Origin of the sequence: Terrabacter sp. RAF57, from assembly GCF_052113925.1 — a bacterium.
In the GTDB taxonomy this organism is placed as follows: Bacteria; Actinomycetota; Actinomycetes; order Actinomycetales; family Dermatophilaceae; genus Terrabacter.
Genome location: NZ_JBFRDT010000039.1, coordinates 1 through 11766 on the forward strand (window position 1 = coordinate 1; position 11766 = coordinate 11766).

Consider the following 11766-nt stretch of genomic DNA (forward strand, 5'->3'; position numbering starts at 1 on the left):
ACCCTAAAGGGCGCCAGCTACCGGCTACGCAACCGAGGAATCGACACCCTGCCCAGCATCAGAACCCAAGACCCGGCAGACTAGAACCGACAAACCGGTGGCCTCGTTTTCGACCGTCGGAACGGCCTCGTTTTCGAGCGGCGTCGACAGCGCCATCGAGCGGCACGCGGGGCACTGGCTGCAGTAGCGCACCTCGCCATCCGTGGTCACTTCGGCGTGCGAGCCTCGATGGCCGCAGAATCCACAYACAATCATGCTGAGCTCCTTAGTTCTGGACTCGAGAAGCCAACTTGGCTCCTCAACCCTTAGGCGCTCTCAACGGCCGGTAGACAGTACGACGGCCCACACTTTCTTGAGACCTCACGTCGCCGTCACGTCTTGCGTCGACTCCTCCCGGCCTATGCCTGCCTTGAGGCCCTGTGTCGTGTGACTCAGCAGTAACTAGGGGCATTTCGCCGCAAAGCGGCAGTGCCCTTCCGCCGCGAGTAGCCGATCGAGAGAAGGGCAGCCAACGGCAGCCACCGACGAGGCCTGAAGCGCCAAGTTTCCCCGAAGACTGCCCGGGCTCCTCCTACCCCCCATCTGCTTCGCCTCATCTGGTAGTTCAGCCGTCGTTCATGGCGTTGGTGCGGCGGACTCAGGGCCACTTTTCCGCGCAGTCCACCGCGACCGCCACGACGGAGCACCGGGCAATCACGGCAAAGCAGGGCCTTGGGCGCGTTGAAACAGATAGACACCCATGGTCTTCTCTTCGACGCGATGATAATCGGCACGCTCGTAATCCCAGCCGAGCGCTTCGATCGCGTCCACGATTTGCATCGTCTCGCGGTCCACCTGCAGCTCAATCAGGAACCTGGAATCTCCTCTTTCGAGCGCGTCCTCAGCGTGGCCGATCGGAGTCATGGAGTGGTGAACTTCAGACAGCCACCCACCCACCCGATTCACGAATGAACTTATTGCTGCCCCAACGCTTTCCAGGGCCGTCGACGCTGGAGCGTCCTCGTCTGGCTGAGACTCTTCCACTGTTCCTCCATGCCGGGGATGTACCTGCCGCGCAGCATCTCACGCCATCGAGCCTGCGGTGGGAGCCGATTCGTTGGGACTGCGCATCGGCCCACTTCGCCGTGGCCTAGCAAGCAGCGTCAATCCGCCGCCTGCCGGGCGCGCCTCGCACCGCCTCTAAGCGTGTGACGCTTGCATGCTGAACGCGCTAGCGGCCGCGGTTCTGCCACTTGCCCAGAGCCCACTTGACGCCCTCAGCGACGAGCGGGGCCATTTCAGCAATGAAGGGCGAGGAAGGAGGTTGTATCAGAGGGTTTTCCGCCAGGTACTCGACAGCGTCGTCATCACGAAGGGAGGCCTCCTGGGCGATCAGGTCCCAGACTTCTTCGCTCGAGATGCCATGTTCTATCGCGAACGAAAGGACGCGCCGATCGGCCTCCTCATATCCAGCGACAAGCTCGGATCTCGCATCCTCGTACAAGCTCTGGAACGAGGCATCCATCGGCAGGTCCATAGCGAGAGGGTGCCATACATCGTTCGCTCCCGGGGGTGGCCGCTCTTCGTGGCGTCCAGCCTCGGTCGCATTCGGCGCGACAACTCCTCGGGGCCAGAGTCGCGCGTCTATCCGCCGCATGCGTCCTAGATGCCGCTGATGCGACGTCGGCTAGAGACACGCTCGTCGTCCGCGACCAGCTCATTGAGTGCCCGTAGGCGGGTGAGGCTCAGTTTCGCCTGGCCGTTGCTCTGCGTGACGCCGGAGACCTCCAGCGCAACCGACAATGGCCCATTGAAGACCACCTCATGCGCCACCTCTGGCGAGCGCGACAGTCGCAGTACGACAAGAGCCGCGGCCGCAGCGTGCGACGTCCTCCGTATCGCCACGCTCCTCGTTCCGTAGGTCGCCTTAATCTCGGCCTTCCGGCCGTCAGCAGCGATGGCGTCATGTCCAGTTGACGACGCGTCGACGAGCGTCAGATCGAACATGGCCTCAGCGGCTGCTTCACCAATCGAACCGACCAGGTGCCCATCCAGGGGAAACTTCCTGCCCGGATGCATACTCTCCAGCTCCTGCACGATCGCGTGAAGTTGGGCGACTAGTACAGCTGTACGGGCGGTTCGCTCTCGATGGGCGACAGGTGAAGGATTGGGTGCTTCCCCTGAAAGTCTGTCCACCCGGTAATCATGCCTCACGGAGCGGTGGCCGACCCCTCTCGCAAGCGCTCGGCACTAAGCGCCGGGGGGTGCGTCCCTCGGCCGCGAGTAGTACGGCATGGCGACTCGCTGTAGGCCTGATCGGCAACAGAAACTCCATCGTGCGACGCTGGTTGCGCAGCGGTCGCCCCGAGTGGCCCGCGAACAGGAGGTAAGGCTTGGGTCCTACGGCAGCAGAGATGGGAGGGCCCATGCATCCCAGTCGGGATCGTCTTGGTGTCTCGCGACGGTTACTCGGCGACCACGACGAGGACTTCTATGCCGCGGTTGGGAGGTACGTGCTGCTGACGTCGCTGCTGGAAGACCGACTTCGCGTGCTGCACGGCCGCTTCGGCTGCCGCCACCAAGCCGGGTTGGATTCGCTGTATGCCGTCATCACAGCCTGCGGTCAGCACCTCGAAGAGGTGACCGAAGAACAGCACCGGGATGAGTTGAGACACCTGCTCGCGCAAAGCGAGGAGGCGCGCGTCGTCCGCAACCAGTTGGCGCACTACCTCTTTCCGGCCCAGCTGGACGGAACAGTGTTTGGGTGGAGCGACCAACGAGGCAAAGTCAGGACCACTGATGGGTCCGCAACCGGGGCTGGCGGGCCTTCAGGAGGTGACAGGTTGTCGTTGGCCGACTGGATGCGTCGCGTAAGTGAACTCTCCATGACCGTGGAAGGCGTCGACCGCGCGATCTGGCAGCTTCCACCACCGACGTTCGAGCAACCTCGTCCATGAGACCCCGGCTCTCATGGCCGTGGCCCTAGGTGGAAGAGGTTCGCGCGCGTCGTTCCGCCGCCTGTGACTGGCCGGCCATGGCGGGTCGAGCATCAAGAGCATGCAGATATGTCGAATCCACATCATTATGCTGACAACGGCGGCCCGACGTGCCACGCTCGTGCCCATGACCACGACTCCCGTACTTGACCTGAAGAATCTCCGCCGGATGGCAAGCCTGAGCCAGAAGGACCTCGCGGACCTGCTGGCCGTTGACCAGTCCCAGATTTCGCGGTGGGAGGCCTCGCCCGACGGCCTGCCTCTCAGCTTGGTGCTGTCCCTCTCGCAGGTTCTCGGACTCTCGGTGGAGGAGATGCTCACCGGTACGGAGCTTGAGCCGGATCTGGCCCCTCGCGTCGACCTTGATGGCCGTCAGGGACTGGAGCGCTTCGCCCAACTGGTGGCCGGTGTCGGGACCTCTTTCGATGGCCTGACCGAACGCGCTGCCGCCCATGGCCTTCGGGGCCCTGCTGAGGTTCACCACCTCATTGGGGGGCTGATCCGCAAGCCTCGGGTGTTGATGGTCGGCCCGTTCGATGGGGGTAAGTCGACCTTCGTCAACATCCTGCTCGAGAGGCGCAGCCTCGCAGTGCGCTACCAGCCGACGACCAGCCTGGTGACCGTTGTGCGTCACGAGGACGACCGGCCGGCGTGGCTGCAGGCCCCGATGACGGACTGGTTGGCGCAAAACATCGGACGCCAGACCTCACCATCGGTGCTGATCCTTCGCGCGGGCTTCGATGTCGACCGGGTCGACGACGAGGAGCACGTGAGGGACCACTACCTGACGGCAGGCGACCTCGACCTGCTCGCTCAGGTCGGCACGCACGGCGCCGATCACGGCTTGGAGGGCGCCGCCTACGGCGTCGTGTTCCTCGACGCCGAGATCCTCAAGGTCTGCGACCTCATCGACACGCCGGGCAGCGACGCCAGCGACGACGACGATCAGTTGTCCGAGGTCGCGAGGCAGAGCGCTCACGTGCTGGTCCACCTAAGCCCCCCGACCGGGTTCATGTCGGCCAGCCAGGTTTCCTACTTGTTGCCGGGGATGCGGTCTCTGACGCCGTACTCGGACGTCCCGGCTGTCGACCGGGTGTTCCTGGTCGCCTCGCACGCACACGCAGGCATTTCCGATATGGACCTGGACGAGGTTTTGACCGGTGGAGCTGTTCGGGTGTCGGTTGCGATGCGGGCCGAAACGGACGGCGCGAATGAGCCTGGCGACGACGGCGCCAGCGCGGCGGAGGAGCAGTGGTCCCCAGAGCAGATCCGCGCCCGAATGTTCGCCTTCTACGACAGCAACGGCCGTGGTCCCAGCCGTGGTGGGGCGCTGCTGCAGAAGCTGACAGTGCTCCTTGCTGAGGATCTCCCTGCCACCGCAGCGCAGCATCTGGCCAACCAGCTGACCGGTGCGGTGGACGGGTTTGTCGAGCAGCTCGGGCGGCAGGAGGCGGCGTTGGAAGCTGCGGAGAACGCGTCCTCTGAGCTGCCCGATCTCGAGGAAACGGCACTCAAGGTGGAGAAGGCCGTGAAGTCGACCAAGCGGAAGTTGAATGCCGCAATCAACGTGCGTCGCACGCGGTCCCTCACGGCGCTGCACGAGGCATTTAGCCGCAGGCTCGATGTCGTCCAAGTGGAGAAACTCATACGGTCCAAGTACAGTCAGAAGGCATTTCTCGAGGCAGGACGCGGCGATGAGAACCCTAAGAAGGCGGCCCAGGAAGAGGTCGGAGGCCTGATCGTCAGCCAATTGCAGAACGACCTAGCCAAGGTACTTGAACGTGAGTCCCTGCAGTTCGGCAAGGAACTCGACAACGAGTTGGATGCGTTGGCGATATCCATCAGCAACATCGACGTCGCCAGTGGCTCCTTCGACATCCCCTATGATCTGCGTGGCGCTTTCGTCGGAGCCGCGCTCAGCACCGCCACCGTGGGAGCTCTCGCGGTCTGGGCCTCGACCCTCGGTAACCTCGGCGCCTACATCATCGCCGCGCAGGCCGCGGGGTGGCTCTCGGCTGTCGGCATTTCCCTCCCGGCAGGGGGCGCGACCATGACCGCCGCCATGGCGGCAGTCGGCGGACCCGTCGGCGTCGCCATAGCAATCATCATGATTGGCGTCCTGCTCGGCCTCATGTTCCGGTCGGACTGGGAGGAAAGGCTCGCCAAGGCCCTCGTCAAGGGCTTCGACAAGCCCAACAAGAAGACCGGCAAAACCATCCGGGATCTGCTCCAGGAAGCCGTCACGAACTACTGGGACGACACCCGAAGCAGCGTCGAAGCTGGTCTGGACAACGTTATTGCTGCCCACCGAGCGGAGCTGGAGCAGTTCCGCGGCTTGGTCGGGGACGACGTCGACACTGCTGCCAAGCGCCAGGCCCGTCGCGCTCTCCTGACCGACCTGAAGGGGTTCTTCCAGGAACTACTCACTGCCATCAGGATCAGCCGTCGTCTGATTTAACGCAGCCCTCGGACTCCTCATCCCAAACCGGCCGGATCAGCAGGCAGCGCCGCAAGCACTAGCAAAGGCCACGCTTAGCCCGAATCCGGTGACCGCAGCACCCCAGTCGCGGGGTGCACGTCGGCCTGAATCCGTGACAACAGGGTCCACCTCATCTCCCAATGGCTACGACGGCCAGCAGGATCAGGACGTGAAATGTTGGAGCCAGCTATGTCGTGCTTGGTAGTCAAGGGTCAGTCGTACGATCCTTGGCGCTGATTCGTTGCCGCGAAAGTTTGGAAGTGGTTGGCCCGGTCGCCCGGGTGGCCCGGTGGCCCGGTGGCCCGGTGGCCCGGTGAATTATCGAGTCGTGGGCTCCCACGACCGGCAACGGACAGCTCCCGCTACCGGCAGCTCCATAACCGCTTCGGGGAAGTTACCCAGGGCCGCCGTCATGCAGCACTCGTAGACACCAGCGTCAAGGCCCCACGTGCGTCCTTTCGCCGCGTGCCGGGCGCGCCGTTGCCCTTTGAGACATTCGCGGCCTGGTCGGTCAGCGGTTCACCGAGATGACGTACATGTCATGGTCAGAGAGACGCTGGCCTTGAGCTATTGCGCGGGTGCGGTAGGCGGCATTCACATCCCAGCCCATCGGAACAGCGATGTGGTCGATGGACCGGTGCCCGGGTGCGGCACTGCCCAGTGATCTCGTCGGTACGGAGAGACGTGAGGCATTCAGGAGTTCGAGGATCTGGTTGCGCCCGTCGAGAGTCCCGACGTGCTCGCCGCCTTCCAGCGCTTGGTTCCAGTCTCCGCCCCAGATGGTCGTCACGTCGACCTGCGCGCGTATCGCGGCAAGTGTTCTGCGAACGTCCTCGACCAGGGTGGAGCCGCCCCACTCCTGGCCGCGCGAACGCCATGGCAGGACAGAGCTGATGACCGTCAGACCGTCGATGTGCGCGGCAGCGGTGGCCCAGTGGGGGTCAGATTCCGCTGGCACGAGGTCGGCATTGCTGAAGATGGCCGCCCATGTCTTTCGTTCGCCCATCGGCGTGCCGGTGCTGTGCATCCACATTCCGGGGACCGACGTTTCCGGATGCACCTCCGTCAGGAGCCACACGTCGCACTTCTCCCGTGTCAGCAGTTCGAGGTGACGGGGCGACCACTGGCCAGCAAGGTTCCAGGTGCCGATTCGCATGTCGCCGATCTTGACAGGCGCGGTGGCGAGTAACGCGTGAGACACGGGTGGAGGCAGGTTGTCCGCTTCAACGTCGATCCGCCGCGTCTGCCTATCCCGCGAGACGACGCGAGCTGCGCCGTCTGAGCCAGCTCGGAGTGCGACTCTTCGACTTTGACGTCAGGTGCCAAGCTTTGCAGCTGCTGCACCAGTAGGACCCAGTCGGAGATTTTCGACCATGTGACCGACAGGACTCCTGGATCGCACGTAGGGCGCGCTCCGCAGCGGGCTGGCTTGCATAGGACCTCTTCGAGCAATCGAGCACTGCGACCGTTCCTAAGGACGCATGCTCAGCTGGCTCATATCCAGCCCCGCACGATGGGTTCGCGGCTGTAGCCGCTCGGCCCGCTTCGGAGCGTGTTTGTCTCCGTCTGACGCGAGAAGGCTACCRACAACGCGCAGTCGATCGCCAGCCTTCAGAGGCGCCCGGTCGGGGTGCGTCTAACCGCCGCGAAGCGGCAGTGTCCGTCTGTCGGGCGCGGGCACCGCGGAAGGCCCGCGTTGATGCGAGCCTCGATGGCGGGAGGTGCCCGCGCTCCCGGGAGTGGGGCGCTGTTGGTGACCGGCTTCCGCCGACGAGCCTTTGGGACCAGCGATGAACGCCCTGGGGGCAACGCCAGACGAAGGACAATCTGATGAGAGGCCATGACACCCAGTCGTCGCACGGACGTGGGAGATTGAGCCCACGACCAATCGCCCTGATGAGCTTGGAGGACACGTGCCTAGGTACAGCGGTGTGACATTCGCGGTGCAGCCGGTCGAAGTTGGCGGGAAGGTGTCGGGATATGTCGTTTCGGGCTTCATGAACAAGAAGCAACTCGAGACCCTTCGCGAGTTTGTGGACACCGACAAGTATGAGAAGTCGAGCAGGTGGCGAGGACAGTACCTGGAGATGGCTCGGGCAATCGTGTCCGCAATCGACGGTGCACTCCTCAAAAAGAAGTAGCACCTTCCAACGCCAGCAACTATCTGTTGCGGCCAGCGGCCCCATAGGCGTCAGAGGGCACGGGATGCGTCATAGCGCCGCGAAGCGGCCGTGTCCCTCCGCCGCATATCAGTGTGGCCCAACCAGGTTAGGTCAGACTTGGGTCGCCGCTCCCGTCGAACGCCTCGCAAACGACGCGGTCCCAAGCCATGACGAACCGAGCAGCCTGTGCCGGGCTCACTGCCAGACCTTCGGCCACGACGTTGTTCTGATAGTCGACCACCTCGTAACGCCACCGCTCGAGGTCCGGCATCTCGACCAACCGGGCCCAGAAGTGGCCCGTCAGGTCATCAGGGAACGATTCGTCATCAGAGCTCACCGCTCGAGCCTACGGATGAGGGAACGCTTCATGCGGTCAGAGCCACGCCCGCGAAGTAGCCCGGGAGTGCGTCACAGCGCCGCCAGTCGGCAAGTGAGCCCGGTTGACGGCTGGCACGCCCTGTTGACTGGGCGACGTACGCCGGTCCACTCCCGTAGGTGACATGCGGTCTGTTCTGTCCGGACTGCATCTCGTGCACCTCGCAGGTCAGAACTCTTGCGTAACGGGATGACTTCCAGCCTGTGCTGTGGAGCGTGATGGGCGCCTCCAGCAGTTTCAGGTGCTCGCAAGATCCCGCCATGCAGTCATGGGGTCCGGACTTCTTCGGAGCACGGGGAGCTGTGGAGGCTCCGGCGCGTGCAGGGGAGGTCTGTGCAAGGGCCCGTCGATGAGGAGCACCTGGCGGTCCTCGGTAGGACGGAGGCGCAAGGTCCCGGGGTCGATGGGGACACAGACCTGTTGTCGTTGTAGCGGTGTCGCGCCGGGAGTATTATGGGTCTACTCACCAAGAAGGTGAGTTGCGTTTCGAGACAGGACTTGCCTAGTCGGTAGTAAGCATTGTGAGCGAGTTGTTTGCCGCGCATGAGGAGAATGCTCGTGCCGCTGGCAAGTCTGTCATTGCCTCGCTCCGTCGATAGCGCGCCCCGGACGTTTGTCCGGGGCGATTCGCTTAAGTTGGGCATCAAATATGGACGTTAAGACTTCACAAATGGTCTGAGGCCACAAGCCCAACTCAGAATCTTCACCTCACGATTCACAATCGTGGGATTCTCGCTGCCTGCACGTTCCGGAGAGGACTGCAATGGGTGCACTGCTTGATAGTTTCGATTCGCCTGTAGCTCAGGTGATCGCCTCCTGTGGCGTACTTGTCTTCCTCGTGCTACGGGGAGGAGCCCGCGTGATCCGAGCCATCGCGGAGTTGGTCCGAGCGCGTGGGGTGAGTGCGCATCACTCTCGTGCTGAGGACACGGATCGGCGACCCCCTACTGTCCCAACCGATCTGCCGTCGAGGAACGAAGCCCCGACACCAGATCCCGGTCTGCTGACACGCCCTAACGACTCTGGCAACGAGGAAAGCGCTGCCTAGAGGCGCGTGGCGGTGGGTTGCTTCCTCGAGATACATTCGTGAGTTCGCTTCGGCCACGGGAAGGCGGGGTGGCTGCTCACTGTTCGCGGCTACGGTGCATGTGGGTCCGGTCGGTCGCACCGCCTGGGAGGCTGCGCGCGAGGGTCCGCGACTTGGCGCCAGGCACCGCAAATCGGCCCACAACCAGAGGGATTCCCGCGGACGGGTTTAGCTCTGCTGTCGAGATGAGGGTAACGCTGGGCAATGTCCTTCCGCCGCGAAGCGGCAGTGTCCTCCGCCGCTTGTCGAGCGCTCTGTTGTGCGAATGGAGCAGAGGACCAACTTCGTTCACGACGGCGAGGGGCGATGTGATTACAGGAGGTGCTTGGGAAAATCGTCGCGGTCACGCCAACGCCGGGCCTCGTGCTTCAGTGTGGGACAGGGGAACTTCGCTCCGCAGCGGCCGCACTTTGCTGGGTCTGACGCCGCCGATAGCGTCCCGCTGGAGTCAACGTCGTGCCCCTGTACTCGGACCAGCAGCAACCTCGATAGCTCGGCAGCATCTGGGTCGTTGTCGCTTTGAGCCCGAGATCGCATCTCATCGATTCGATCAATCACATAGTCCCACTCGTTGCTACGATGATCCATGGCATCGATGATAACCAGGCTGGGCGCGTTCCCTTGCCGTCTCGTCATGAAGGCCACGACCGTGGGCGCGTGAACGGGCCTGCGACAGCCTGACTCGTCGTACAAGGTGCCATCGCACCGGCCGGCGGCCCGTGGCCCGTGCTTGTCGCTTGCCATCTGATTCCTCGGCGCACGAGCACCGCAGCACAGTGAGGAGCGGGGTGTTGGGGGCCATGTAGATAGCGCGTCATTTCGCCGCGTCACGACCGCCTTGAGACGCTGGGACAGGCGCACATGCGGACGTCACTCGGTCCGTGCCTCCGGGACACGATGGTGGCGCTTTTGGCCATGCCGATGTTTGATCAACCATGACCGGTTTCAGCCGTCGACCGCATGACGTAGACGCCGCAAGACGCTTCCTGATCTCATGCATCGATCGGGACGACGGCGACTTACCTACTTACGGTGAGGTGGCCGCCGCGTATGGAGGCATCGCTCGTGCTGCCGGCCCCGTGTTGAACAGCATCGCTCGAGACTGCGAAAAGGCGGCGGAGCCGGACTTGACCGCGATGGTGGTCGACAAGAGCACTAGGCTCCCGGGGACCTTCCGCGGGCAGCCAGTGATCGCCGGCGATGCGAGTGAAGCGAGATGGCAGGCCGAACTGGCACGAATCCGGACCCACGCCTGGCGCTAGTGGACAGGCCTGTCATCGAGGCTGCGTTGGCAGTCGGTCGAGTCCGGGCTAGTACGTTGCCGCGTCCTTTCGCCGCGAATCGCTCGGTCGTGATCCAGCCGGACCACGAGCGAGCCTGACGCTGAGCCTAAGAATCCGCAAACCGTACGGCCAACGCATCGTCCAAGAAGCGCTCCATGCAACCGCGCCATCTCGGTAGTGGTAGTGCGTCACCTCGGCGCTACGGCCAAGCAGGCTCGCGTCTAGATCCGAAATGGTTAAGGATTGTTCCGGTGGGACTGCTGACGCTCTGGTTGACAGGCGTGGTGTGGGGTTTCAGGCCGCGTGTGCGGCTGCGTAGATGGTCTCAAACTCGATGGGCGTTAGTTTGCCGAGGGGTCGTTGTCGGCGTCGGCGGTGGTAGGTCCTTTCGATCCAGGTGACGCTCGTGCCGTTCGAGCTCGTGGACGTAGCGTCGGGATCGGAACTGCGACCCTCGGTCGCTGTGGACCACGCAGCCGGCGGTGACGTCGGGGCCACCGCGGCGCGTGACGGCCATCTGGAGGGCGTCGACGGCCAGGTGAGAGGTCATCCGGTCATCGATCGAGTACCCGACGATCCGACGCGACCACGCGTCCTTGACGGCGCACAGGTACAGCTTGCCCTCGCGGGTCGGATGCTCGGTGATGTCGGTCAGCCACAGCCGGTTCGGATGCTCTGAGGTGAAGTCGCGTTCGACGCGGTCATCGTGCACCGGCGGTCCGGGCCGACGGGACTTGCCGCGTTTACGGGCGTGTAGGGACACGATCCCGGCCTGCGAGCACAGCCGCCACACCCGCCGCTCGGACACGTCGTGGCCGGCGTCGATGACTTCGTCGGCGATGAACCGGTAGCCGAAGCCCGGGTCGTCGGCGTGGACCTCGACGGCGGCGTTGGTGGCGTAGGCGTCGACGAGGTCGTGCTCGCTGACCGGCGCGACGCACCACGCGTAGAACGCCTGGCGGGAGAAGCCCAGAACCCGGCAGGTCACTGCGACGGGGATCCCGTCAGCAGCAAGGTCACGGACCAGCGGGTAGCTCATTTTGGGGACTGGCCCAGTTTCAGGTTCGCCTGGGACAGGTAGGCGGCGGCTCGGCGCAGGACCTCGTTCTCCTGTTCCAGCAACCGGTTTCGCTTCTTCAGCTCGCGAAGCTCGTCGGACTCCTGGCGTGTCGTGCCGGGTCGGATCCCGTCCTCGACGTCGGCGTTCTTGAGCCAGTTACGCAGGCAGGACTCGGAGATCCCGAAGTCCTTGGCGACCTGGCCGAGCGGGGCCTCGCCGCGCCGGGCGACGGCGATCACGTCGTCGCGGAACTCCTTGGGGTGGGCTGCAGGCATGGTGTACATCCTTCCAGCGGCGGCCTCTGTCGCCACAGGTCAGGTGTCAACCAGAGCGTCAGCAGTCCC

General features: G+C 64.0%; 8 protein-coding genes and 1 pseudogene. 3 read left to right on the forward strand and 6 right to left on the reverse strand.

What is annotated here, in order from left to right; all coding sequences use genetic code 11:
* Positions 1 to 693: 693 nt before the first annotated feature.
* From AB4Y83_RS22235 to AB4Y83_RS22245, 3 genes are all read right to left on the reverse strand, one after another.
* A complete protein-coding gene (locus AB4Y83_RS22235) occupies positions 694 to 1023 on the reverse strand; it encodes a hypothetical protein (protein WP_442298211.1) in 330 nt (109 codons plus the stop codon).
* Positions 1024 to 1210: 187 nt separating this feature from the next.
* Positions 1211 to 1516, reverse strand: a complete 306-nt coding sequence (locus AB4Y83_RS22240) for a hypothetical protein (protein WP_442298212.1) — start codon at positions 1514 to 1516, stop codon at positions 1211 to 1213.
* Between the two features lie 125 nt (positions 1517 to 1641).
* A complete protein-coding gene (locus AB4Y83_RS22245; RefSeq protein WP_442298213.1) occupies positions 1642 to 2193 on the reverse strand; it encodes a DUF6998 domain-containing protein in 552 nt (183 codons plus the stop codon).
* A 299-nt stretch (positions 2194 to 2492) separates the two neighbouring features.
* On the opposite strand from AB4Y83_RS22245, the gene AB4Y83_RS22250 reads away from it, so the two are divergent.
* The gene (locus tag AB4Y83_RS22250) at positions 2493 to 2936 is read left to right on the forward strand and encodes a hypothetical protein (RefSeq protein ID WP_442298214.1); all 444 of its coding nucleotides are present in this window, start codon (positions 2493 to 2495) and stop codon (positions 2934 to 2936) included.
* A gap of 166 nt (positions 2937 to 3102) precedes the next feature.
* A complete protein-coding gene (locus tag AB4Y83_RS22255; protein ID WP_442298215.1) occupies positions 3103 to 5433 on the forward strand; it encodes a helix-turn-helix domain-containing protein in 2331 nt (776 codons plus the stop codon).
* 532 nt (positions 5434 to 5965) lie between these two features.
* Here AB4Y83_RS22255 and AB4Y83_RS22260 read toward each other — a convergent pair.
* Entirely contained in the window at positions 5966 to 6610 is a 645-nt protein-coding gene (locus AB4Y83_RS22260) for a hypothetical protein (RefSeq protein WP_442298216.1), read from the reverse strand.
* 757 nt (positions 6611 to 7367) lie between these two features.
* Here AB4Y83_RS22260 and AB4Y83_RS22265 point away from each other — a divergent pair.
* Positions 7368 to 7595: a hypothetical protein gene (locus AB4Y83_RS22265; RefSeq protein ID WP_442298217.1), complete on the forward strand. Its 228-nt coding sequence runs from the start codon at positions 7368 to 7370 to the stop codon at positions 7593 to 7595.
* 127 nt (positions 7596 to 7722) lie between these two features.
* On the opposite strand, the gene AB4Y83_RS22270 is transcribed toward AB4Y83_RS22265, so the two are convergent.
* A complete protein-coding gene (locus tag AB4Y83_RS22270; RefSeq protein WP_442298218.1) occupies positions 7723 to 7953 on the reverse strand; it encodes a hypothetical protein in 231 nt (76 codons plus the stop codon).
* 2703 nt (positions 7954 to 10656) lie between these two features.
* Positions 10657 to 11697 (reverse strand): annotated as a pseudogene (locus AB4Y83_RS22275) (IS3 family transposase).
* Positions 11698 to 11766 lie beyond the last annotated feature (69 nt).